We start from the raw sequence: 24,733 nt of genomic DNA, 5'->3' as shown, positions 1-24,733 counted from the left end.
ATGAGTCAGGAACAGCCTCCCGTCCGCAGCCGGCGCGAATTGCGCCAGGCCAGAGCCGAACGCGTGGAAGCGAACCAGGAGCCCGGCACCACGGGTCCCGGCGTGGTTCCGGCTGCCGCAAAACCTGCCTCGACACCTGCCCCCGTTGACCCCGCCGGGCCTGCTGCCGCCGAACCCGCCGGCCGGAGCCGCCGGATGGCGGAAGGCCCCGCCGACTCGGTCCGCGCCCAGTCCTCCGCCGAACACTCTTCCGCCGAACGCTCCTCGCAGGTCCGGGCGCGGGACCGGGCCACACTGCGCACCATTAAGGAACTTGCGGAGAAAGAGGGCCATCTCGCACCGGGAGGAGCGCCCACCCGGCGCCAGCTCCGCCTGCTGCAACTGGCGGCCGAAACGGCTCCGGCCACCGCCGCCAATCTGATCGTTCCGGTCTCGCCGCGGACCCGGGCCACCCCGGTCGTCGCGCATCCCGGGGCGGGTAACGGACCGGCGCCCCGGTCCGGCGGCCAGCCCGGCGCCCCGACCCCCGGCCAGGCCCCCCGGCCCGCCCCAGGGCCCGCCCTGGGGCAGGAATCGGCCGGCGGCACGCTGCGCACCGGAGGGCCGCCGCCGGAGGGGATGACCGTGGAACAGGCCCTGGCGGCCCGGGAACTCCTGGCCCGGCAGGCCCACAACCAGGTCGCAAAAATGGAGCACATCGCTGCCACGGATCCCGACGCCGTCGATCCGGATGTGCTCGCCGAACAGATTGCGCTGGCTGAGCGCGCCGCGGTGCTGAACCGCCGCGCCGCGGCCAAGCAGAAGCTGGCCGAACAAAACAGCCGGCCGGCCCCGGTACGCAGCGACCCGTCGACCGCCAGCAACCTGGCCATGGTCACGCCGCTGGAATTCGTCGAGGTCCCTGGCGTGGAGCGGCCGGTCATGAAGCGCCCTGCCACGTCCTATGTTCCGGTCGTTACCAACCCGGGCCCCCGGGTGGAGAACCCCCGGAAGTCCGGCACGCGTCGCCCCGGGTTTTCGCTGCAGCGGGGCCCCCGCCCCACGACCGGCCGGGCCGGGGTGCTGGCCCGTGCGGAGGCTGCCGCAAGGGCAGCATCCGGGCTGGCAGCGTCCTCAAGCGGCACCCCCGGGACCGCCTCGGCGCCGGAGTCGGAGGAGCAGTTTGCGGGCCGGGCGCCGGTGGCCGCAAGTTCAGCCTATGGGCTAGATCCGCTCGATGCGGCCACGGCCGGTCTCGGCCGGGCCCGCCGCCTCCGGATGATCCAGGTGGCGGTGCTGGCCCTGGGCGTTCTTGCCCTCGTCGCCGGCATCACGCTGATCATCACCAGCCTGGGACGCTAGTTCCGCAGCCTGGCCAGCGCAGGCACCAGCACGCCAGCGCTCGAAACACAGCGCCGGGACAACAAGCTTTCACACCTCAACAGTTTTACATCACAACAAGGAGTCCCATGACTGCAACCGATTCATCCATCGCCACAGCCCGCCACGCAGCCCGAGCTGCCGCTGAGAAGCTGGCCGATGACATCGTCGCCCTGGACGTCAGCGAGCGTCTTGCGCTGGCCGACGTCTTCCTGATCGCCTCGGCGCCCAGCGAACGCCAGGTCAACGCCATCGTCGACGGCGTCGAGGAAGAACTCTCCAAGTTCGACCTCAAGCCCACGCGCCGCGAAGGCCGCTCCGGCGGCCGCTGGGTCCTGCTGGACTACTCCGACGTCGTCATCCACGTCCAGCACGAGGAAGACCGTGTGTTCTACGCGCTGGAGCGCCTGTGGAAGGATTGCCCCGTCGTCGATCTCCAGCTCGGAGACGATGCCTCGGCGAAGGCGGCTGCCGGCACCGAAACGGAGTAACCGCACGGACGGAACGGCCTGAACAGCACCAGCCTGAATATGCCCGATTTGGAATTTTCGGAAAGGCTGTTCTAAGATATTTGAGTTGCTTCGGAGAGATCCGGACAAAGTACCGGAGCCGGACGCGTCAGCGGGCGGAGCCGGGGCAACGAAAATTCGGGGCTGTGGCGCAGCTGGTAGCGCACCTGCATGGCATGCAGGGGGTCAGGGGTTCGAGTCCCCTCAGCTCCACCGGATAATCCGCCGGAATCGAAAGATTCCGGCGGATTTTTTATGCCCGCGGCCGCCCCTTCGGTCGCCGTCCGGGCTGGCGCCGTCCGGGCTGGCGCCGTCCCGGGGGACTTTGGACCCATAATGGCACTGGAGAGTGCTGAACGACGGCGTGTCCCTGTCAAAGTGCCCCGCGACCGCGTCGCCGGTTGGTCAAGAGTCTTTTCGCTGCTTTTCCACTGGTTTTTCACCAGAACGAACGTCGATTCGCGTCTGCAGGAAATATGGTTTAAGCTGATCAGGTTGCTTTCGGGAAGAGAGTTCTTTCCCGTCAATTTCGGGGCTGTGGCGCAGCTGGTAGCGCACCTGCATGGCATGCAGGGGGTCAGGGGTTCGAGTCCCCTCAGCTCCACCGTAAAGGCACTGCTCGGAACGTGGACAAAGTCCATGCGCTTGAGCGGGGCCTCAGCAATTTGAATACGAAACGAGCCATCCGCTTGGGTGGCTCGTTTCGTTGTCCCCGGGGATCTGCTGCGGACCTGCCGGGTTTCGGGGGATTCCGTCGAGGCCACCCCACCTCTTCGCGTTGTGTACCGTGATCTCCTTGTCCTATCCCTACTGGGCCTCGATCCAAGTGGAAGCTGCGTAGGAGCTACCTGTATTCGAGTAGCCGCTACTCGTGCGCCGCCGTGCTCCGGCGTCTAGTTTCGTGGCAATGACCAATTGTCGATAGACGGTCGGAAGTGGGTCTCTAAAATGCGCGAGCACACATGGCCTCGATCAGTGAGGCGACTATCTCGGCTGGGTCTTGCACTAGCGCTCGCCCTGCCGCTGATGGGCACCATAGCATTCAATGGCGAAGCGGCCGTGGCGGCCGTGTCCTGCAAGCCCGGTACTCCCGCACCCACGGATCCTTATCCGGGGAAGACGGCGGCAGCGACCAACTTCGAATCGGGAACTCTGTCCCCGTTCACACCCTTCACCGCGGTTACGGGAACCGTCTCGGTCTCCTCGGCATCTTCGCACTCTCCGGGCTGCTCGGCCTTCCTGCATGCAACCACGGACAACGGTTCGATCGCCAAAATGTCCGTAGGCCTGACGTCCGGGATGAAGGAGGCGTACGCGGACGGCTGGTTCAATGTCGCCAAAGAGGGTGTGGCAGGGAACGACGTTCCGTATTTCCGCTTCTTTTCCGGCGGCATCCGATACCTGGATGTCTTCCGGCATAACATCTCCAATGATCTCGTGGTCCGGGTGACGTCCCCCACGGGGTTCATCTACACCACTGTCGTTCCCACGGTTGCTCTGGGTACCTGGCACCATCTGGTGATGCACGTCGTTCCCAAGGGCACCTCGACCGGGGTACAGATCTGGTGGGACGGGCAGTCTGTCTTTGCCAGCAACAAGGTCAACATCACTGCACCTAGGTTCGACACCGTGCAGCTCGGGGCCGAACACGATCAGCAAAAGGGTGACCTCTACGTCGATGACGTCATCATCAACAGCGGCTCCGGAACTCCCGGACCGGTACCCGGCATCCTCCCCGGTCCCGGCGGCGGCGGAGGGGGCGGAGGGGGCGGCACCGTCCCGCCCGCGGCCACGACCGACATCCAGGCCGTGGCGGCCGCGAACCCCGATCTCGGGACGTCAACCGCGCCGATAAATTGCGGGCAGCCCGGCGGCGGCTGCTATCAGGACTACCCGGGCGGGGCGATCATCTGGTCGGCTGCCACGGGCGCGCACCCCACATCCGGGGACGTCCGCGCGGCCTGGGCCCGGACAGGGTTCCTGACCGGATTCATGGGCTATCCCACCGGCGACGTTGTCTGCGGGCAGCCCGGCGGCGGCTGCTATCAGAACTACCAGGGCGGGGCGATCATCTGGTCGGCTGCCACGGGCGCGCACCCCACATCCGGGGACGTCCGCGCGGCCTGGGCCCGGACAGGGTTCCTGACCGGATTCATGGGCTATCCCACCGGCGACGTTGTCTGCGGGCAGCCCGGCGGCGGCTGCTATCAGAACTACCAGGGCGGGGCGATCATCTGGTCGGCTGCCACGGGCGCGCACCCCACGTCCGGGGACGTCCGGGCGGCCTGGGCCCGGACAGGGTTCCTGAGCGGATTCCTGCGCTATCCCACCGGCGACGTTGTCTGCGGGCAGCCCGGCGGCGGCTGCTATCAGAACTACCAGGGCGGGGCGATCATCTGGTCGGCCGGCACGGGCGCGCACCCCACATCCGGGGACGTCCGGGCGGCCTGGGCCCGGACAGGGTTCCTGAGCGGATTCATGGGCTATCCCACCGGCGACGTTGTCTGCGGGCAGCCCGGCGGCGGCTGCTATCAGAACTACCAGGGCGGGGCGATCATCTGGTCGGCCGGCACGGGCGCGCACCCCACATCCGGGGACGTCCGGGCGGCCTGGGCCAGGACAGGGTTCCTGAGCGGATTCCTGCGCTATCCCACCGGCGACGTTGTCTGCGGGCAGCCCGGCGGCGGCTGCTATCAGAACTACCAGGGCGGGGCGATCATCTGGTCGGCCGGCACGGGCGCGCACCCCACATCCGGGGACGTCCGGGCGGCCTGGGCCAGGACAGGGTTCCTGAGCGGATTCCTGCGCTATCCCACCGGCGACGTTGTCTGCGGGCAGCCCGGCGGCGGCTGCTATCAGAACTACCAGGGCGGGGCGATCATCTGGTCGGCTGGCACGGGCGCGCATCCCACAGGCGGTGCCATCCGTATAGCGTGGGCGTCCACGGGTTTCCTCAACGGCCGTCTGGGCTACCCGACCTCCGACGAGCATCCCATCGGCGGCGGCAGCGTCGCCCAGAGTTACCAGGGAGGGCAAATCTCCTGGTCACCGGTCACCGGCACTCGCATTTCGTGATGCAGATGAGTGAGGAATGACTCCAAGCGCAGCTTCGATGGAAGTTGTTGAGACCTCCGGATCCGGGTGCACTTGCCAAGAAAGTCCTCCCGCCCGGAGGTTTCCTCGCGTCGGGGGCCCACGTCGCCGGCCCCGACTATTATTGGGCATGTGAACGAGACCCTGCCGCCGTGCCCCGAATGCGCCAGCGAATACACCTACGAGATGGGGGCGCTCCTGGTCTGCCCGGAGTGCGCGCATGAATGGTCCCCGGCCGCGGACACCGGGGAAGAACCCGCCGACGCCACCATCAAGGACGCGGTCGGCAATATCCTGGCTGACGGGGACACTGTCACCGTCATCAAGGACCTCAAGGTCAAGGGCAGCTCCGCCCCCATCAAGGTGGGCACGAAGGTCCGCGGCATCCGCCTCGTCAACGGCGTCGGCGACCATGACATCGACTGCAAGGTCGACGGTTTCGGCCCCATGCAGCTCAAGTCCAGCGTCGTCAAGACGATCTGACGGAGCCACCGCCATTACCGCCCTGAGCACAGCCGACGGCAAGCTGCGGTCCGCCGACGTCGTCGTGATCGGCGCGGGGCAGGCCGGGCTCTCCGCCGCCTACCACCTGCAGCGCCGCGGCTTCGTCCCCGCCGGGACCGCGGCAACAGGGGCCGCGACGACGGAGGCGGGGGCGGCCGCCGGCGCCGCCGCGCCCCGGACGTACACCGTGCTCGACGCCGAGGACGGCCCGGGCGGGGCCTGGCGGCACCGCTGGAAGAGCCTGCTGATGGCCACGGTGAACGGCATCAGCGACCTTCCCGGCATCGCGCAGCCGGACGTCGACCCGGCCGAGGCCAGCTCAAGTTTCCTCACCCGCTACTTCGGCGGCTACGAGCAGGACCTGGCACTGGCCATCGAGCGGCCGGTCCAGGTCCGCGCCGTCCGCCGGGAGGACGAGGATGCTGCCGGACGCCTGCGGATCACCACCTCCCGCGGCGGGTGGTCCGCCCGGGCCGTGATCAACGCCACCGGCACCTGGACCCGGCCCTTCTGGCCCATCTACCCGGGCCAGGCGACCTTCCGGGGGCGGCAGCTCCACGTCGCGGACTACGTTTCTGCCGAAGAATTCCGCGGCCGCCACGTGATCGTGGTCGGCGGCGGCATCTCGGCCGTCGGCCTGCTCGACGAGATCTCCCAGGTCACCAGCACCACGTGGTTCACCCGCCGGGAACCGGTCTGGCGGGACGAAGCCTTCGACCGGCAGGCGGGCCACGACGCCGTCGCCCTCGTCGAGGAGCGCGTGCGCCAGGGGCTTCCGCCGCAGAGCGTCGTCGCGGTGACCGGGCTGATCTGGACCCCGGCACTTCGCGCCGCCGCCGCCCGCGGCGTGCTCGAGCGGCACCCGATGTTCACCGGGATCGAGCCCGACGGCGTGCGGCTGGCCGACGGGAGCTTCCTGGCCGCCGGCGTGATCCTGTGGGCCACCGGTTTCCGGGCCGAGCTCGAACACCTTGCCCCGCTCCATCTGCGCGGGCCCGGCGGCGGAATCGCGATGGACGGCACCCGCGTGGCTGTGGAGCCGCGGGTCCACCTGGTCGGCTACGGCCCCTCGTCCTCGACAATCGGCGCCAACCGGGCCGGCAGGGCCGCCGTGACGGGCATCGCGAAGATGCTGGCGGCGCAGGATGAGTCGGCTGTCGGCCCTGAACACCCAAGCCTGAACACCCAGGCCTGAACAGACTAGGCGGCACAGCGAACGTGGCTGACAACACGCTTGAAACCCTCATCTCCCGGCTCAGGAGGTTCCCCGACGTCGAGGCAGCGAACCTCCAGGCCTGGGATGCCACGGACAAGCTCCTGCTGGACACCGCGGCCGGCCTCCTGGGACCCGGCAGCATGCCCGCCGTCGTGGGGGACCGCTACGGCGCCCTGACCCTCGGCGCGCTGACCCTCGAGTCTGTCTCCGCTGCCGGTGCCGGTGCCGAAAACCATCCGGTGCGGGTGCACCAGGACCTCATCACCGGCGAGCGCGCGCTGCGCCATAACGCCGAAGCCCTCGGCATCACCGGCGGCTTCGAACAGCTCCCGCTGGGAGCGGCCCTCCTGGCGGGCGCGTCGGTGGTGCTGCTGCAGCTGCCGAAGTCGCTGGCTGAGCTGGAGGAAATCGCCGACGCCGTGGCCCGCCACGCCGCACCCGGCGTCGTGCTGTTGGCCGGTGGCAGGGTCAAACACATGAGCCGGGGCATGAACGCGGTCCTGGAGCGCTATTTCGGCACGGTCCAGCCCCAGCTCGCCCGGCAGAAATCACGGATCCTGCTGGCCAGCGGACCCAGGCCGGCCACCGGTGCTCCGCCGTTTCCCGTCATCGAATTGAACGCCGAGCTGGGCCTGACAGTCTGTGCCCGCGGCGCCGTCTTCGCCGGCACGGGCCTGGACATCGGAACGCGGTTCCTGCTGGACTTCCTGCCCCGGATGCCGCACGCCCGGCACGCCATCGACCTGGGCTGCGGCACCGGAATCCTTGCGGCGATGTACGCGCGCAGCAACCCCGACGCGCGGGTCACGGCCACCGACCAGTCGGCCGCCGCCGTCGACTCCGCCTTCGCTACGGCCCGGGCCAACGGGCTCCAGGACCGGATCGACGTCCTCCAGGATGACGCCCTCAGCTCGTTGCCGCAGGGGAGTGCCGACCTTGTCCTCCTGAACCCGCCCTTCCACCTGGGGGCCGCCGTGCACGCCGGGGCCGGAATCAAGATGATCCACGCGGCGGGACGCGTCCTGGCCCCGGGCGGGGAACTGTGGACGGTGTTCAACAGCCACCTGCACTACCGGCCCGCGCTGGAACGCCTGATCGGCCCCACCCGTGAGGTGGGCAGGAACCCGAAATTCACCGTGACGGCAAGCACCAGGAAAACTGCCGGAGCGTAAAGGCGGCGGGTGGGCGCATGCCCGCGCGTAACGTGCCATGCTGGGATCAGCACTGCTAAACCGACGACGTCCAGGGGGTATCAGTGACTGAGATCCGCCGGCCCTCACCACGGCGCGGAACGAATCTGCCCCGCATGGGTGACTTCAACCTCACCGTCATCCTGGATGCCATCCGGCGCGCCCCGGCCGGCCTGAGCCGGGTGGAGCTGGCCCAGCTCGTCGGGCTGTCCCCGCAGACGGTCTCCAATATTTCCCGCCGGCTGCTGGACCAGAACCTGATCGTGGAGGCGGGCAAGGAAGGCACCGGTCCGGGCAAGCCGCGGACCATGCTGCGCCTGAACTCCTCCGGAAAGTACGCGGTGGGGGTCCATCTGGACCCGGCCGTGACAACCTTCGTGGTGCTGGACCTCGTCGGCGCCGTGGTCAAACATTCCCGGATCACGACTCCGGCCGGCGCGGACCCGGACGCCGTCATTGGCACCATTGCCGCCGAGATCAAGCAGCTGATCGACGATTCCGGCGTGGAGGCGGCCAGGATCGCCGGGCTGGGCGTCGCTTCGCCGGGCCCCGTTGACCTTGGGGAGGGCATCGTAGTGGACCCGCCGCTCCTGCCCGGCTGGCACCGCGTGCCGCTGCGGGACGCCCTGGCGGCGGCCACCGGGCTGTCCACTCTCGTGGACAAGGACGCCACCAGCGCTGCCGTGGCCGAGACCTGGGCCGGCGGTCCCAGCGGTGCCGGCAGCTTCATCTTCTTGTATATGGGGACCGGCATCGGCTGCGGAATCGTCCTGAACGACGAGGTGGTGCGCGGCACCTCGGGAAACGCCGGCGAGATCGGGCACATCGTGGTGGACCCCGGCGGGCCGCCGTGCGACTGCGGGCAGCGCGGTTGCGTGAATTCCACCTGCATCCCGCGGGTGCTCGTGGCCCAGGCCGAGTCGGCCGGCATCCTGGCCTGTTCCGGCGACCGCACCGACCCCACCGATCCCGTCGGCGCCACCGAACCCACCGATCCCGCCGGCGCCACCGGCGCCGCAGACGGACCGGCGGTCCAGGAGCGCTTTGTCCGGCTCTGCGCCCAGGCCGCTGCCGGGGACGGGCAGGCCAGGCAGATCATCGAACGTTCCGCCGTGCTTGTGGCGCGGGCCGTCTCAACCGTCACCGACGTGCTGGACGTGGACCGCGTGGTGTTCGGCGGCCCGTTCTGGTCCTGTCTGTCCGAGCGGTATCTGGAACGGATCCCGGACCTCGTCAGGGAGAGCAGCGCCACCCGCAGGATCCACGCCATCGAGGTGGTGGGCACCGGAGTCGGAGAGGATGTCGGCGCAATCGGCGCGGCGTGCCTCGTGCTCGAGCACACCCTCGCCCCGCGCTCCCAGCGCCTCCTGCTCGAGGGTTAGGACTCGGGGACCGGGCAGGACACGACAGCCGGCCGGGACCCGCCGGCCAGCCGCGACCCTACAGCCAGGCAGTACCCTCAGTCGATGTCTTCGATGACGGTGCCGAAGGGGATGGTGTCGTCCAGATGCGCCTGGTGGCCGGTCGGACCGCGGTTGTAGGTGACCCGGACACCGTGCAGTTTGTCCGCCGCGGACTGCATCAGGATCGGCCGGACGGTGTTGATGAGACTCTCGCTCTTGCCCGCGAGGTACTCCTGGTAGCTGGCTGGAAGCTGGATCATGGCAACAGGATAGCCCTGCACCCGCGCAATGGGGAGGGCCCCGCCCCTGTCTCCGCTTCCAACGCCGTCTCCGGCCCGGCCCTGCTTTTACGAGCCGCTCTTGACGATGATGTCGTCGAGGTAGTTGTCACCCATCTGCCTGGCGTGTTCGGCGCCGAGCTGCACGGCCGACAAGGTGGTGAATCCGGTGCTGACCTGGTTGCTGGAATAGACGAGGACGCTGTCAAACCAGACCTCTATCGTTGTAGCGCTCGTGTTGGGCACGACGTGCGCGACGACGTGATGCCAGGAGCTCAGGGGGATGCTGGAGGCCAGCAGGCGTGTATAGACGGAAGCGCCGGTTGGTGATGTCACGCGCAGCCAGAGCTGGCCGTTGCTGTTGTACCGGTAGACGTCCGCGATCCGCGTGGTTCCGGAGAAGAACCGGAAATAGGGTACGTCGCTGCCTGCCAGGCCGGCCGTGGTGATGTTGAACCAGCCGTCTGCGTAGGCGGCCGGGGTGCCCGCGGGCAGGGGAGCGGAGAGGTAGGCCAGGGCGCCGGGGTCGGAGGTTACGTGCAGGTAGCCGGCGCAGCCGCCTGAGAGTGCCAGTGCTGAAGAGACCGTGGCGGTCCCGGTTCCGGCGCTGTGGACGATGAACGGGGCCAGGGTTCCCGATTCGAAGTTGTCGGCCACGACGGTGGTGCCGGGGTAGGAGTCGGTCGGGGCGGGCGCGGTGGGCTGGCAGCTTGTGGTGGCCGCAGACGCGATCCCTGCAGTGGTCAGGCCGGCCCCCAGCAGTGGCGCCAGAAGCAGGCCGGCAAGCCCCAGTCTTTGTAGCTGTTTCATTGAGCTGCCCTCCGGGTTGGTCAAACAGTCGTCCGTGACTTCGGGCTTATATCGATAGTTCACACGTGTCAAGCCCCCGCCTCGACTCTAAGAAAACCTCCGCGCAGCCGGATGCCCTGCCTCAGGGCAGACCCACGGGACCATGCCCGGGCCGTTGTGCGGCATGCGCCGGATCCGCCGCGGTCCCGGGGCCGGGCGGGCGTGGACGGGAAGGCAGGGCACGCCGCCCCGGCCATGCAAACCGGACCAGACCGCGAACAATATTCTGTCCGGCCCCGCAAATGTTCCGTAAAGCCGCGTCTTAATTCGGCAGCCGACTTGAATGCCCCCGCGGGGGCCCCTACAGTTGTAAGCAAGTTACCTCAGTAACGTGTCAGCGATCCTCCGCTGCAGGCCGCCCCAGGGCGGCCGAGGAGGGTGTGGGTGCCCCCATGTGGGCCTGACATTTGCTCACGGACAACTTCGTATCAGGCGTAACAGTCGCGGCTGCGTCCTGCAGAAGTTCCCTCCGTGTTCCCCAAACTCAATTCATTGACGGCACAGCTCCCGGATTTCCGGCGCTGACACCGCCAGTGGCTCACAGCCAAGGACGCAAATGTCTCCACCAAGCCTTATTGACACCCATCCAAATCTTGCCGGCGCGGCGCCTGTCGCGCTGTCCTATGAGCTGTTCCCGCCGCGGTCACCCGCCGCCGCGGAATCGCTCTGGACCACCATCGGCGAACTGGAAACCACGGACCCGGACTACGTGTCCGTGACCTATGGCGCCAGCGGCTCCAACCGGAGCACCGCCGTCGAGCTCATCAACCGGCTCGTGCAGGAGACCACGCTGCGGCCTCTGGCCCACCTGACCTGCGTGGGTAATTCCCCGGAGGAACTGGCGGAGATCATCGGCGAGCTGCTCGACGTCGGGGTGCGCGGCATCCTGGCGCTGCGCGGCGACCAGCCCAAGGACGGCGGCACGCCGCCGGAAGGGTCGCTGCGCTACGCCCAGGACCTGATCGAACTCATCCGCCGCGTGGAGCAGCGCCGCTCGGCGCTGCTGTGCGCCGGCAAGGTCGCCGTCGGCGTCGCCGCGTACCCCACCCGGCACCCGGAATCCCCGAGTGCTGCGCACGACATCGAAGTGCTGCTGGCCAAGCAGCGCTCCGGCGCCGACTTCGCCATCACCCAGGTCTTCTTCCACACCGAGCAGTACGCGGACCTGCTGACCCGGGCACGCCGGGCCGGGGTGACCATCCCGATCATTCCGGGCGTCATGCCGCTCACCAGCCTCCGCCGGCTCGCCCGGCTGGCAGAGCTGACCGGTGTGGAACCGCCGCCGGAACTCATCGATCGGCTCACCGCCGCCGGTACCGACGCCGAACGGACCCGGATCGGGGTCGGCGCCACCGTGGACCTCGCCAACGCGGCGCTGGACGCCGGCGCCCCCGGCATCCACCTGTACACCTTCAACGAACACTCCGCAGCCCTGAAGGTGCTGGACAAACTCGCGCTGCCCCGGCCGCGGCGCGCCGCTGTGCAAGCCGCCGGACGGCAAGCCGCCGGACGGCAACAGCCAGCACGGCGGCCCGCGGCGGTCCGCGAGCCAGTGGCCAGCTGAGCACCACAAACTTCGTCACCTCCTGCCAACGAATCACCCACGACTTCAAAGGACTTCCCATGACTGACAAGAACACCCCCTTCCCGTCCGCCTCGATCCTGGGCTACCCGCGCATCGGCCGCCGCCGCGAACTCAAGAAGGCCGTGGAGGCCTACTGGGCCGGCAGGATCGACGCCGCCGCGCTCGACGCCGCCGCCAAGGAGATCCAGCTCGGCACCGCCCGGCGCCTCCAGGGACTGGGCCTGACCGAGGCCGCAGCGGTCCCCGGCACCTTCTCCTACTACGACCAGGTGCTCGACGCCGCCGCCCACCTCGGCGCCGTGCCGGCCCGGTTCGGCAACCTCCTCAACGCCGAAGGCCAGCTGGACATCGACGGCTACTTCACCCTGGCCCGCGGCACCAAGGACCAGCAGCCGCTGGAAATGACCAAGTGGTTCGACACCAACTACCACTACCTCGTGCCGGAAATCGGCCCCGAAACCAGCTTCGCGCTGACCTCCAACCGCATCGTCGAGGAATTCGAATACGCCCTCGCCAACGGTGTCGAAACCCGCCCGTACATTGTCGGCCCGGTCACGTTCCTGCTGCTGAGCAAGGCCTCCGACGACGCCCCGGCCGGCTTCAGCCCGCTGTCCCGCCTCGAGGACATCCTCCCCGTGTACACCGCACTGCTGGAGAAGCTTGCCGCCGCCGGCGCCAGCTGGGTCCAGCTCGACGAGCCCGCCCTCGTGGTGGACCAGGACACCCCGGCCGTGGAAATCCAGGCCGCCGTCGCCCGCTCCTACGAGGCCCTGGCCGCCACGGCCCAGCGCCCGCAGCTTTTCGTCTCCACCCCGTACGGCGCGCTCAACGGCCAGCTCGGCACGCTCGCCGCCACGAACATCGACGCCCTGCACCTGGACGTCTTCAAGGGCGCCGTCCCCTCCGCCGCCGCCCTCGCCGCGCTGGGCAACAAGACCCTCGTCGCCGGCGTCGTGGACGGCCACAACATCTGGCGCAACGACCTTGCCGCCTCGGCGGACAAGATCGCCGAGCTGCAGAAGAGCGTGGCCACGCTGGCCATCAGCACCTCCACCTCCACCCAGCACGTCCCGCACGACGTCGACGAGGAAGTCCGGCTCTCCGCCCAGCTGCGCAGCTGGCTGGCCTTCGCCGACCAGAAGACGGCGGAGGTGGTCACCCTGGCCGGCCTGCTCACCGACCCGGCCACCGGCGTCCAGGCACAGGACGTCCAGCCGGCCATCGACGAGGCCACCCGCATCATCGCCGACCGCGCCGCCGCCGAGGGCGTCCGCCGTGCAGGGGTCCGGGCCCGCACCGCCGCGCTGACCGGCGCCGACTTCAACCGCTCCGCCTACGGCGTCCGCGAAGCCGCGCAGACCGAGGCCCTGCACCTGCCGCCGCTGCCGACCACCACCATCGGATCGTTCCCGCAGACCGGTGAAATCCGCACCGCCCGGGCCCGCGCCAACAAGGGCGAGCTGACCACGGAGCAGTACGAGCAGCTCATGAAGGATGAGATCAAGCGCGTCGTTGAGCTGCAGGAAGAGCTCGGCTTCGACGTCCTGGTCCACGGCGAGCCCGAGCGCAACGACATGGTCCAGTACTTCGCCGAGAACCTCGAAGGCTTCGACGTCACCGTGCACGGCTGGGTCCAGTCCTACGGCTCACGCTGCACCCGCCCGTCCATCCTGTGGGGCGACGTCACCCGCAGCGCCCCCATCACGGTTCAGTGGGCGGAGTACGCCCAGTCCCTGACCAAGAAGCCGATGAAGGGCATGCTCACCGGTCCGGTCACGATCCTGGCCTGGTCCTTCGTCCGCGACGACCAGCCCCTCGGCGAGACCGCCAACCAGGTGGCCCTGGCCCTCCGCGACGAGATCGCCGACCTCGAAGCCGCCGGCATCAAGATCATCCAGGTGGACGAGCCCGCCCTGCGCGAGCTCCTGCCGCTGCGCAAGGCGGACCAGGCCGCGTACCTGGACTGGTCAGTGAAGTCCTTCCGCCTCGCGACCGCCGGCGCCGGGGACAGCACCCAGGTCCACACCCACCTGTGCTACTCCGAGTTCGGCGCCATCATCGACGCGATCGACGGCCTCGACGCCGACGTCACCTCGATCGAGGCCGCCCGCTCCCGCATGGAGGTTGTCCACGACCTCGAGCACCACGGCTTCGGCCGCGGCGTCGGCCCGGGCGTCTACGACATCCACTCGCCGCGCGTCCCGGGCGAGCAGGAAGTCACGGAGCTGCTCAGCACCGCCGTCAAGCACGTCCCGTCCCGCCAGCTCTGGGTCAACCCGGACTGCGGCCTGAAGACCCGCGGCTACGCCGAGACCGAAGAGTCCCTGCGCAACCTGGTCACGGCCGCCAGGACGGTCCGCGCCGGACTGCTGGAAGCAGCGCAGTAGTCCACACCGGTGATCGAGCCTGCCGAGATCCAGGTTTCGACAGGCTCAACCACCGAACACGACGGCGGCCGGTCACCCCTCAAGGTGACCGGCCGCCGTCGTACTCCCTTAATCGATTCAGGACTCCCAGAGGATCTCGTCGTCCACGACGCCGTCCTCATCCGCCGAGGCGACCAGGACCTCGTCGGTGAAATGCGCGCCGAGGGTGAAGTCCAGGACGAAATACCGCTCGGGCTGGCCGGGGTAGATGCCCACGTGGCCCAGTTTGAGTGCCTTCAGGAAGACCTCGTTGGTCAGCTGGTTCTTGTCCGCGACGCCGAAGACCTTCTTCAGGTGCTCGGCGTTGATGGCGTTGCAGTGGAAGTGCCGGTACTCCTGCGGGCTGGTGCCTTCTTCCTCCAGCTCCGCCGCGATCATCTCGCGGACCTGGTCCACGAGTTCGGGCAGGAAGCGCAGCCGGTAGTCAACCTTGTGCAGGGCCGCCTCGTCGAAGCGGTCATGGGCGTTGACATTCAGGTCAAGCTCCACAGGATGGCCCGCCAGTTCATGCGTGGCGGAGAAATTATGCTCTCTCCCGTGGTTGAGCTCGACTTCGCCGAAGTGCTGGCTCGCTACCTTGTTCATAACTTCAACATAGTCCTGAAAACCGCTCCGTTCCAGCATTCCCAAGGTTTTTGTCCGGTCGCGGCCCGGCCGGGCGGCACGGAAATGGTACCGTTTCAGCCGGTGGTGCCGAGCTTTTGCAGCGTGTCCGCCAGCAGTTCCACGAACAGCTGGACCCGGGCCGTCTTCTTCTCGTTGATCAGCAGGGCAAAGACGTTCCGGGCCAGCCGGATCTCCGGAACATCCAGCACCACCACCCCGGCCGGGCGGTTCAGCAGGGCGAGCTCGGGGACCAGGGCGGCACCGAGCCCGGCCGCCGCCATCCCGAGGCTGGCATGGAAGTCATCGCTGTAGGCCACCACCCGCGGGTGCAGGTTGCAGCTGGCGAAGAGCCGTTCGATCACGGTCGCGTCGCTTGTGCCCGGGTGGTGGACAATCCAGGGCATCCCGGACAGGTGGTCCGCGGCCACCTTGGACCCGGCGCCGATGCCCCACGCCGCGGGCAGCACCACCCGGAAATTGTCGTCGCCGATCCACTGGCGGTTCAGGGTGTGCGGCCAGGCCAGGCCCGACTGGCCCACCTGGTAGACCAGGGCAACATCGAGTTCGCCGTCGGTCCGCAGCCCCTGGATGGTCCGGGCGGGCTCCGCCACGGACACCCGCAGGTCGATCCCGAGGTTCTTCCAGGCCGGGTTCTGCAGGATCCGCGGCAGCACGTAGGTCGCCAGGCTGGGGAAGATGCCCAGCCGCAGCTCCTGGCTGGCGCTGTCCTGGGTCCGCGCGGCCGCAGCCATGAGCGCCTCGATGTCGGTGAGGACCTTCGCCGCGTGCCGGGCCATGACCAGGGCAGCGTCCGTGGGCTGGATGCTGCGGGCCGAGCGCAGGAACAGGGCAACCCCGGTATCGCGTTCCAGGGCCGACATCTGCTGCGAGACCGCCGACGCCGTGTAGCCGAGCCGGCCCGCGGCCGCCGCGAAGGAACCCAGCCGGGTCACCTCAACGAGCGTCCGCAGGTGAACGGGGTTGATCAATGGCTGCCCTTCGCCGTGCCGGAATCCCGCTTCATTCTGGCATAGAACCCGGAACCCTGCCCCCGCGCGGAAACTGGCACACATCCGCCGGCCCCGCGGCCACGAATTGCCCATAGATGTTTCACCAGGACGATTCCGGCAAGCCAACAGGAGCAGAACAGTGCAACAAGCAGCAGGGATTCCCCACGGCCGGCGGGTGGCCGTCATCGGCAGCGGCGTGGCCGGCCTGACCGCCGCCCATGTGCTGAACAGGGCAGACCGGGTGACCCTCTTCGAGGCCGATTCCCGGCTGGGCGGCCATGCCCACACCCACGACGTGCCGCAGGCGGACGGTTCGGTCCTGGGCGTGGACACCGGCTTCATCGTGCACAACCAGCGGACCTACCCCACGCTGCTGCGGCTCTTCGCCGAACTGGGCGTCGAAACCCAGCCCTCCGAAATGAGCATGTCCATCCGCTGCGACGGCTGCGGCCTCGAATACGCCGGCGCCCGGGCCAAGGGCCGCGGCATCATCCCGCGGCCCTCCACCCTGCTGCGCGGCCGGTACCTGCTGATGCTGCTGGAGGTGACGCGCTTCTACCGCCGGGCCCGTGCCCTGCTCGCCGACGGCGGGACAGGCACCGAAGCAGGGACCGGTACCGACGCAGCGGAGCTGACGCTGGGGGACTTCCTGGCCCGCGAGAAGTTCAGCAGCTACTTCAATTCACACTTCATGACGCCGATCGTGAGCGCCGTCTGGTCCTGCGACCCCACCACCGCGCTGGCCTACCCGGCCCGCTACCTCTTCACCTTCCTGGGCCACCACGGCCTGCTCGGGGTCTCCGGCTCACCGGAGTGGCGGACCGTCACCGGCGGCTCCCGCAGCTACGTGGACAAGCTCGCCGCGACGCTGCCGGACATCCGCCTCGCCAGCCCCGTCACCGGCGTGCGGCGCACCGCGGACGGCGTCGAACTGACCAGCCGGCACGCCGCCGGCAACTTCACCACCGAGACCTTCGACGCCGTCGTGATCGCCACCCATCCCGGGCAGGCGCTGCGCCTGCTTTCCGACGCCTCGCCCGCCGAGAAGGACGCCCTGGGGAACATGCCCTACTCGGTCAACCACACCGTGTTCCACCGCGACGACTCGGTGCTGCCGGCCAGCGGCAACGCCAGGGCGGCCTGGAACTACCGCCTCCCGTCCTGCGACGCCCGGCCGGACAAGGTCCTGGTCAGCTATGACCTGACCCGGCTGCAGCGGCTGAACCCTGCCGACGGCCGGCCCTACATCGTGAGCCTGGGCGAGGCCGGGCTGATCGGGGACGGCGCCGTGCTGGAGCGGATGGTCTACGAGCACCCCCAGTACACGCCGGAGTCCGTCAGGGCGCAGCAGCAGATTCTCGAACTGGGGGACAGCCGGCTGGCGTTCGCCGGGGCGTACCACGGCTGGGGCTTCCACGAGGACGGCGCCCTCTCCGGCGTCAGGGCAGCGGCGCGGCTGGGGCGCAGCTGGGACGGGGCCGCCGTCGTGCGTGAGGCCGTCTCCGCGGAGGCGACATGAGCACCACCGCCGCCATCTACCGCACCTCCATCGCGCACGTGCGGCGCACCCCGCTGCACAACGCCTTCACCTACCGCAGCTACAGCTGGTATGTCGACGTCGACCGGCTCCCGGCGCTGCCCCGTTTCCTCAAGCCGCTCGCCGGCTTCAGCGCCGCGGACCACCTGGGCGACCCGGCCGGCACCCTGCGGGGCAACGTCGAACGCTTCCTCGCCACCCGGGGGAAAGCGCCCGACGGCGGCCGGATCACCATGCTCGCGAGCGCCCGCGTGTTCGGGCAGGTGTTCAACCCGCTGTCCCTGTTCTGGTGCCACGACGCCGCGGGGGAGCTGCGCTGCGTCGTCGCCGAGGTCCACAACACCTACGGGGAACGGCACTGCTACCTCCTCGAAACGGACGACGCCGGCCGCGCCGGCGTCGCCAAGGCGTTCTACGTCTCGCCGTTCAACGACGTCGAGGGCCGGTACCGGATGAAACTGCCGGAACCCGGCGAACGGCTCGCGGTCTCGATCGTCCTGGAGCGGGACGGGCAGAAGCCCTTCATCGCCACCATGGACGGCGAACGCCGCGAGGCGACCGTGCCGAACATCCTCGCCGCCGCGCTCGCGGTCCCGCTGGCACCGCTGCGCGTCGTCGCCCAGATCCACTGGCAGGGCATCAGGCTGTGGGCACGCGGCCTGCCCGTCATCAAACGACCACACCACCCCTCACAGGAGGCAGTCCAATGACCATGACCGATGCGGGCCGACCGGCCGCAGCACAGTGCCTTCCCTCCGCGGCGCCCTCTGCGGTGCCCTACACGGTCCCGCAGCCGCCCAACGACGTCGACGCCGAGGCCTGGCCCGGCATCGCCGCGGTGCCCTCGGGACTGAAGGCCGCCGTCGCCGGCCGCGTCGCGGACGCCGTCTTCAAGGCCGCCGTCCGCCGGCTCCCGCTGGAAGTCCGCTACCCGGACGGGACCGTGCTGGGAAAGTCTTCCGGACATCCCGTGCCGGTCATGACGGTCAACCGGCCGGAGGCGTTCGCGGCTCGGCTTGGCGACGGCGGGCTGATCGGCCTGGGCGAGTCCTACATGGCCGGCGACTGGGACGCGGCCGACCTCACGGCCGTGCTGGAGGTGTTCGCGGGAAGCGTCGGCACCCTGGTGCCGGAGTGGATGCAGAAACTGCGGGCCCTCTACGTGCCGCGCCAGCCGCGTAAGGAACGCAACACCGAACAGAACACGCGCTCCAACATCGCCAGGCACTACGACCTCTCCAACGACCTTTTCGCCTCCTTCCTGGACGAGACCATGACCTACTCCAGCGCCCTCTTCCCGGAATCCGGCAATGCCCTGGGGAGCGTCGGCTGGGCGGACCTGGCCGGCGCCCAGCGGGCCAAGATCGACAGGCTGCTGGACAAGGCCGGCGTCGGGCGGGGCACCCGGGTGCTGGAGATCGGCACCGGCTGGGGCGAACTCGCCCTCCGGGCCGCCGCCCGCGGCGCCACCGTCTACTCCGTCACCCTTTCGAGCGAGCAGCAGGAACTGGCCCGGCGGCGCGTGGCGGAGGCCGGCTATGCCGCCGCCGTCACGATCGAGCTCAAGGACTACCGCGCCGTCGAAGGCGAGTACGACGCCGTCGTGTCGGTTGAGATGATCGAGGCCGTCGGCTTCGAATACTGGGCCACGTACTTCCAGACGATCGAGCGTGTCCTCGCCCCGGGCGGCAAGGTGGCCATCCAGGCCATCACGATGGGCCATGACCGGCTGCTCGCCACCCGGTCCAGCTACACCTGGGTGCACAAGTACATCTTCCCGGGCGGGGTCATCCCGTCCGTGCGCGCCATCGAGGACATCACCGCGCAGCAGACCGGACTCCGCGTCCGGGAGCGACTCGCCATGGGGGAGCACTACGCCCAGACCCTCCGCCTCTGGGAGGAGCGCTTCATGGGCCGCGCGGACGAGGTCCGCGGCCAGGGCTTCGACGGGATCTTCCAGCGCATGTGGCTGTTCTACCTCTGCTACTCCCGGGCCGGCTTCCAGTCCGGCTACCTCGACGTCCAGCAGATCGTGCTGGACGGCCGGGCGGCGTAGGAATCCGGCTGCAAGACGAGTCGCCCAAGGTAAGGCGGGCACCCCCAGGTGTCCGCCTTACCTGTGTGTCCGGCCACCCGATGTGGTGCCCTGCCTCACGGCCCGACACGCCGTCTCTGCGGCGACACGCGGGCGGATTAATTGTGGCTAAGTACTCCACAGCCTGTGGATTCCGTCCCCAAAAACCGCGGGATCACGGACGTTTTGAAGGCCCTCTCCTGTGGATTAAACCTGCGTGAAATGACATACTTGTAATACATCATCTTGGGGTCCACGCGGGGCTCTTGCACTACATGTAGTATCGACATACAGTTCGAGCAGAGCATCGGCGCAAGGCAGGACGGGCCAGAAAACGCCCGCCGGAGAGGCCGCAGCGCAGACACCGCAGCACCGGCGCCGCACCTGTAAACGACGCACCAGACGCCGTACACGAAACGCAGTACCAGAGACTTCAACAAAGGGGACAGGGACCATGACCGTCACGGTTTACACAAAGCCGGCCTGTGTTCAGTGCAACGCAACATACCGCGCACTGGACAAGAAGGGCATCACTTACCAGAGCGTCGACATCTCCCAGGACGCGGACGCCCTCGAGCGCCTGAAGTCCCTGGGCTACCTGCAGGCCCCGGTTGTCGTCACGGACCAGGACCACTGGTCCGGTTTCCGCCCGGACAAGATCGAGGAACTGGCGCAGGCATTCGCCGTAGCGTGAAACGCTGCTGTAGCCTGAAACGCTGATGAGGTGACTCCTATGGTTGCAACGGCAATGTCCGGTGCTCGGGTGGCTGCAAAGGCTGTAAGCGGGGAAGCTGACAGCATGGAGGCTCCCGGGATCACACGGAGCCACCTCATCTACTTTTCCTCCACCTCGGAGAACACCCGGCGCTTCGTCGCGAAGCTGGGCATCGACGCCGCCCGGATCCCCCTCTACCCGAGGGACAACCCGCTGGTGGCGGCCGAACCGTTCGTGCTGGTGGTTCCGACCTACGGCGGCACCGGGGGAGAGGGATCCGTTCCCAAGCAGGTCATCCGCTTCCTGAACAACCCGCAGAACAGGAAGCTGATCCGCGGAGTGATCGGCGCGGGGAACACGAATTTCGGGGACAACTACTGCATGGCCGGGGACATCGTCGCCGCCAAGTGCAAGGTTCCCCACTTATATCGATTTGAGCTCATGGGGACGCCGGAAGACGTCAGCCGGGTTCAACAAGGATTGGAAGAGTTTTGGACACGACTGTCGCAGACACAGCAGTAACCAGGCCCGAGGGCCAGAAGCCGGCCATGCCGGCCGCCTACCACGGCCTGAGCTACCACGAGCTCAACGCGATGCTGAACCTGTACGGACCGAACGGCGAGATCCAGTTCGAGGCCGACCGCGAGGCTGCCCACCAGTACTTCCTGCAGCACGTGAACAACAACACCGTGTTCTTCCACGACCTCGAGGAGAAGCTCGACTACCTCGTCAAGAACGAGTACTACGAGCGCGAGACCCTCGACCAGTACACGATGAACTTCATCCGCGAGCTCTACAGCCGCGCGTACAAGAAGAAGTTCCGCTTCGAGACCTTCCTGGGCGCCTTCAAGTTCTACACCTCCTACACGCTCAAGACGTTCGACGGCAAGCGGTTCCTGGAGCGCTACGAGGACCGCGTCTGCATGGTGGCCCTGCACCTGGCCCGCGGCGACGAGCAGCTGGCCCTGCAGATGGTGGACGAGATCATCGAGGGCCGCTTCCAGCCGGCCACCCCCACGTTCCTGAACGCCGGCAAGAAGCAGCGCGGCGAGCTGGTCTCCTGCTTCCTGCTCCGCATCGAAGACAACATGGAGTCGATCGGCCGGTCCATCAACTCCGCCCTGCAGCTGTCCAAGCGCGGCGGCGGCGTGGCCTTTGCCCTGACCAACATCCGCGAGGTCGGCGCGCCGATCAAGCAGATCGAGAACCAATCCTCCGGCGTCATCCCCGTGATGAAGCTCCTCGAGGACAGCTTCTCCTATGCCAACCAGCTCGGTGCCCGCCAGGGCGCCGGTGCGGTGTACCTGCACGCCCACCACCCGGACATCTACCGGTTCCTGGACACCAAGCGGGAGAACGCGGACGAGAAGATCCGCATCAAGACCCTCTCGCTCGGCGTCGTGATCCCGGACATCACCTTCGAGCTGGCCAAGAAGGATGAGGACATGTACCTGTTCTCGCCGTACGACGTCGAACGCGTCTACGGGATGCCGTTCTCCGACGTCTCGGTCACCGAGAAGTACTACGAGATGGTGGACGATTCCCGGATCAAGAAGACCAAGATCAAGGCGCGCGAGTTCTTCCAGACCCTCGCCGAGATCCAGTTCGAATCCGGCTACCCGTACATCATGTTCGAGGACACCGTGAACCGGGCCAACCCGATCGACGGCAAGATCATCATGTCCAACCTGTGCTCCGAGATCCTCCAGGTCTCGCAGCCCACCACGTACCACGAGGACCTGTCCTACGACGAGACCGGCAAGGACATCTCCTGCAACCTGGGCTCGCTGAACATCGCCAAGGCCATGGACTCGCCGGACTTCGGGCTGACCATCGAGACCGCCATCCGCGCGCTCTCGGCGGTGTCGGACATGTCCGACATCACCTCGGTGCCCTCGATCGCCCGCGGCAATGACCAGAGCCACGCGATCGGCCTGGGCCAGATGAACCTGCACGGCTACCTGGCGCGGGAACGGGTCCACTACGGCTCCGAAGAGGGCATCGACTTCACCAACATCTACTTCTACTCGGTGGTGTTCCACGCCCTTCGGGCCTCCAACAAGCTGGCCATCCAGACCGGCCAGACCTTCGGCGGGTTCGAGAAGTCCCAGTACGCGTCGGGGGAGTTCTTCGACAAGTACACGGAGCAGGAATGGGTGCCGGAGACGGAGAAGGTCGCCGAGCTGTTCAAGAACATCCACATCCCCACGCAGGATGACTGGCGCGGGCTGAAGGCCTCCGTCATGGAGCACGGCATCTACAACCAGAACCTGCAGGCCGTGCCGCCGACCGGCTCGATCTCCTACATCAACAACTCCACCTCCTCGATCCACCCGGTGGCGTCCAAGATCGAGATCCGCAAGGAAGGCAAGCTCGGCCGCGTCTACTACCCGGCGCCGTACCTGACCAACGACAACCTGGAGTACTACCAGGACGCGTACGAGATCGGCTACGAGAAGGTCATCGACACCTACGCCGCGGCCACGCAGCACGTGGATCAGGGCCTGTCCCTGACGCTGTTCTTCAAGGACACCGCCACCACCCGCGACATCAACAAGGCCCAGATCTACGCCTGGCGCAAGGGCATCAAGACCATCTACTACATCCGTCTCCGCCAGCTCGCGCTGGAAGGGACGGAGGTGGAAAATTGTGTTTCGTGTATGCTTTAATCAACTGATTTAGATTGATTTTTGCTGGGTACGCCGGCGGGCGCCCGCCCGCCGGCGGGAGCGCCAGTACGCCTAAGACTTAAAAGACTGAGGAGTCATGCGACAACATGACTCCTCAAGAATCTCGCTTACGAGACGTTCCAAATTGAATCCCTGGAATGTCGAATGTATCAGGGAGCCAGGACGAAAGTCCAACTCCCCGAAGCGAGGTTCGGTAGCTGCCAAACGGTCAGCTAGGAATCAACGGCCGAGCATTCGGCAGAAGGGAGCCCCAGTGGCTCAGAAGATTGCGCGCGACGCAAAGACGGGGGAATTCATCCCTATGGCGACCGCACAACGGCGTCCCAGCACTACGACGATTGAGTTCGTTGGACCGGGAACGTCCAACACCAGACTCGTCAACCGCTCGGCTGACACAGGTCAGTTCGTGACAGACAATGCGGCCACACGGAACCCGGGCCAGACCGTCCGGCAGTGGGTCTAGGAGTCTAAAGTGTCTGTGTGGGTGCTGGACAGTTCTGGGGCCCACACAGACAACTTGGAATTGAATTAGCACGGCGGGTGGCAGCCCGTGGAACACCAATCATGCGGAGGACGCAAATTGACCGAGAAGCTTAAGCTACTGACCCACGTCGAGGCGATCAACTGGAACCGCATCCAGGACGAGAAGGACGTTGACGTCTGGAACCGCCTGGTCAACAACTTCTGGCTGCCGGAGAAGGTGCCGCTGTCCAACGACGTGCAGTCGTGGGCCACGCTGACCCCGGACGAGCAGCAGCTCACCATGCGCGTGTTCACGGGCCTGACCCTGCTGGACACCATCCAGGGCACCGTCGGCGCCGTCTCGTTGATTCCGGACGCGATCACCCCGCATGAAGAGGCTGTCTACACGAACATCGCCTTCATGGAGTCCGTGCACGCCAAGAGCTACTCCTCCATCTTCTCCACGCTGGCCTCCACCAAGGAGATCGACGAGGCGTTCCGCTGGTCCACCGAGAACGAGAACCTTCAGAAGAAGGCCCAGATCGTCATGGACTACTACCAGGGCGACGATCCCCTGAAGCGCAAGGTGGCCTCCACGCTGCTGGAGAGCTTCCTTTTCTACTCGGGCTTCTACCTGCCGATGTACTGGTCCTCACGGGCCAAGCTGACGAACACGGCCGACCTGATCCGGCTGATCATCCGCGATGAGGCCGTGCACGGCTACTACATCGGTTACAAGTTCCAGAAGGGCCTGGAGAAGGTCTCCGAGGAGCGCCGGCAGGAGATCAAGGACTACACCTTCGAACTGCTCTTCGAGCTGTACGAGAACGAGGTCCAGTACACGCACGATCTCTACGACTCCGTTGGCCTGGCCGAGGACGTCAAGAAGTTCCTGCACTACAACGCCAACAAGGCCCTGATGAACCTGGGCTACGAGGCCATGTTCCCGGCTTCCGTCACCGACGTGAGCCCGGCCATCCTCTCGGCGCTGTCTCCCAATGCTGACGAGAACCATGACTTCTTCTCGGGATCCGGGTCCTCTTACGTGATTGGCAAGGCTGTCAATACTGAGGATGACGACTGGGACTTTTAGTCGTCTGAGGTGTCAACCTAGTGGTGTGTCTCCAAAATAGTTTATGAGTGTTCCGTTAAGCTGGGGGCATGTCGAATCCAGCTCCTGCTTTGGTGGTCTCCGATGGTCAGCGTGCCGCGTTGGAGGTGCTGTCG

General features: G+C 67.4%; 20 protein-coding genes and 2 tRNA genes. 18 read left to right on the top strand and 4 right to left on the bottom strand.

All coding sequences use genetic code 11. From position 1 onward, the window contains the following. The 9 genes from J9611_RS06565 (at position 1) to J9611_RS06525 (ending at position 9,253) form a co-directional block, all read left to right on the top strand. Complete coding sequence (locus tag J9611_RS06565) at positions 1-1,341, top strand: hypothetical protein (protein WP_211878732.1); 1,341 nt, start codon at positions 1-3, stop codon at positions 1,339-1,341. Between the two features lie 107 nt (positions 1,342-1,448). Next, complete coding sequence (rsfS, locus tag J9611_RS06560; RefSeq protein WP_211878730.1) at positions 1,449-1,850, top strand: ribosome silencing factor; 402 nt, start codon at positions 1,449-1,451, stop codon at positions 1,848-1,850. A 158-nt stretch (positions 1,851-2,008) separates the two neighbouring features. Continuing rightward, positions 2,009-2,081: transfer RNA gene (locus J9611_RS06555), tRNA-Ala, on the top strand. A gap of 318 nt (positions 2,082-2,399) precedes the next feature. Continuing rightward, a tRNA-Ala gene (locus J9611_RS06550) sits at positions 2,400-2,472 on the top strand. Positions 2,473-2,894: 422 nt separating this feature from the next. Next, on the top strand, positions 2,895-4,943 hold the full coding sequence (locus J9611_RS06545; protein WP_246527459.1) for a hypothetical protein: 2,049 nt from the start codon (positions 2,895-2,897) through the stop codon (positions 4,941-4,943). A 150-nt stretch (positions 4,944-5,093) separates the two neighbouring features. Further along, positions 5,094-5,444, top strand: coding sequence for a zinc ribbon domain-containing protein YjdM (locus J9611_RS06540; protein ID WP_211878726.1), 351 nt, complete (start codon positions 5,094-5,096; stop codon positions 5,442-5,444). After that, positions 5,374-6,660: an NAD(P)-binding domain-containing protein gene (locus J9611_RS06535; RefSeq protein ID WP_211878724.1), complete on the top strand. Its 1,287-nt coding sequence runs from the start codon at positions 5,374-5,376 to the stop codon at positions 6,658-6,660. Before J9611_RS06540 ends, J9611_RS06535 begins: the two co-directional genes overlap by 71 nt. A 23-nt stretch (positions 6,661-6,683) precedes the next feature. Beyond that, positions 6,684-7,853: a class I SAM-dependent methyltransferase gene (locus J9611_RS06530; RefSeq protein ID WP_211878722.1), complete on the top strand. Its 1,170-nt coding sequence runs from the start codon at positions 6,684-6,686 to the stop codon at positions 7,851-7,853. A 134-nt stretch (positions 7,854-7,987) separates the two neighbouring features. Continuing rightward, complete coding sequence (locus tag J9611_RS06525; RefSeq protein ID WP_211878835.1) at positions 7,988-9,253, top strand: ROK family transcriptional regulator; 1,266 nt, start codon at positions 7,988-7,990, stop codon at positions 9,251-9,253. Between the two features lie 77 nt (positions 9,254-9,330). Here J9611_RS06525 and J9611_RS06520 read toward each other — a convergent pair whose 3' ends face one another. Both J9611_RS06520 and J9611_RS06515 read right to left on the bottom strand, forming a co-directional pair. Beyond that, positions 9,331-9,534: a hypothetical protein gene (locus tag J9611_RS06520; protein WP_211878720.1), complete on the bottom strand. Its 204-nt coding sequence runs from the start codon at positions 9,532-9,534 to the stop codon at positions 9,331-9,333. Between the two features lie 87 nt (positions 9,535-9,621). Continuing rightward, positions 9,622-10,362, bottom strand: coding sequence for a LamG-like jellyroll fold domain-containing protein (locus J9611_RS06515; protein ID WP_211878718.1), 741 nt, complete (start codon positions 10,360-10,362; stop codon positions 9,622-9,624). A 595-nt stretch (positions 10,363-10,957) separates the two neighbouring features. Between J9611_RS06515 and J9611_RS06510 the strand changes: the two genes are divergently transcribed. Together J9611_RS06510 and metE are read left to right on the top strand one after the other, a co-directional pair. After that, positions 10,958-11,965, top strand: a complete 1,008-nt coding sequence (locus J9611_RS06510) for a methylenetetrahydrofolate reductase (protein WP_246527458.1) — start codon at positions 10,958-10,960, stop codon at positions 11,963-11,965. Between the two features lie 59 nt (positions 11,966-12,024). Then, complete coding sequence (metE, locus tag J9611_RS06505) at positions 12,025-14,373, top strand: 5-methyltetrahydropteroyltriglutamate--homocysteine S-methyltransferase (protein ID WP_211878716.1); 2,349 nt, start codon at positions 12,025-12,027, stop codon at positions 14,371-14,373. Between the two features lie 117 nt (positions 14,374-14,490). Here the strand turns inward: metE and J9611_RS06500 are convergent, their stop codons facing one another. After that, positions 14,491-14,997 (bottom strand): DUF2004 domain-containing protein, encoded by a 507-nt coding sequence (locus J9611_RS06500; RefSeq protein WP_211878714.1) that lies wholly within the window; start codon positions 14,995-14,997, stop codon positions 14,491-14,493. A 95-nt stretch (positions 14,998-15,092) separates the two neighbouring features. Next, positions 15,093-16,007: a LysR family transcriptional regulator gene (locus tag J9611_RS06495; protein WP_211878712.1), complete on the bottom strand. Its 915-nt coding sequence runs from the start codon at positions 16,005-16,007 to the stop codon at positions 15,093-15,095. Positions 16,008-16,167: 160 nt separating this feature from the next. On the opposite strand from J9611_RS06495, the gene J9611_RS06490 reads away from it, so the two are divergent. The 7 genes from J9611_RS06490 to nrdF all read left to right on the top strand — a co-directional run bounded on the left by J9611_RS06490 (position 16,168) and on the right by nrdF (position 24,599). Continuing rightward, a complete protein-coding gene (locus tag J9611_RS06490; RefSeq protein WP_211878710.1) occupies positions 16,168-17,547 on the top strand; it encodes an NAD(P)/FAD-dependent oxidoreductase in 1,380 nt (459 codons plus the stop codon). Next, the gene (locus J9611_RS06485; protein WP_211878708.1) at positions 17,544-18,275 is read left to right on the top strand and encodes a DUF1365 domain-containing protein; all 732 of its coding nucleotides are present in this window, start codon (positions 17,544-17,546) and stop codon (positions 18,273-18,275) included. Before J9611_RS06490 ends, J9611_RS06485 begins: the two co-directional genes overlap by 4 nt. Beyond that, entirely contained in the window at positions 18,272-19,621 is a 1,350-nt protein-coding gene (locus J9611_RS06480) for a class I SAM-dependent methyltransferase (RefSeq protein ID WP_211878706.1), read from the top strand. Before J9611_RS06485 ends, J9611_RS06480 begins: the two co-directional genes overlap by 4 nt. A 472-nt stretch (positions 19,622-20,093) precedes the next feature. Continuing rightward, positions 20,094-20,333, top strand: a complete 240-nt coding sequence (gene nrdH, locus J9611_RS06475) for a glutaredoxin-like protein NrdH (RefSeq protein WP_136322470.1) — start codon at positions 20,094-20,096, stop codon at positions 20,331-20,333. Between the two features lie 105 nt (positions 20,334-20,438). Next, positions 20,439-20,876, top strand: a complete 438-nt coding sequence (gene nrdI / locus J9611_RS06470; protein ID WP_372447767.1) for a class Ib ribonucleoside-diphosphate reductase assembly flavoprotein NrdI — start codon at positions 20,439-20,441, stop codon at positions 20,874-20,876. A gap of 26 nt (positions 20,877-20,902) precedes the next feature. After that, complete coding sequence (gene nrdE, locus J9611_RS06465) at positions 20,903-23,023, top strand: class 1b ribonucleoside-diphosphate reductase subunit alpha (protein WP_211878833.1); 2,121 nt, start codon at positions 20,903-20,905, stop codon at positions 23,021-23,023. 601 nt (positions 23,024-23,624) lie between these two features. After that, on the top strand, positions 23,625-24,599 hold the full coding sequence (nrdF, locus tag J9611_RS06460; protein WP_211878702.1) for a class 1b ribonucleoside-diphosphate reductase subunit beta: 975 nt from the start codon (positions 23,625-23,627) through the stop codon (positions 24,597-24,599). Positions 24,600-24,733: the final 134 nt, after the last annotated feature.

The sequence above is a fragment of the Pseudarthrobacter albicanus genome, from assembly GCF_018224015.1.
GTDB lineage: Bacteria > Actinomycetota > Actinomycetes > Actinomycetales > Micrococcaceae > Arthrobacter > Arthrobacter albicanus.
The sequence above is the reverse complement of the archived record's forward strand: the minus strand, read 5'-3'. Positions and strand labels throughout refer to the sequence as shown.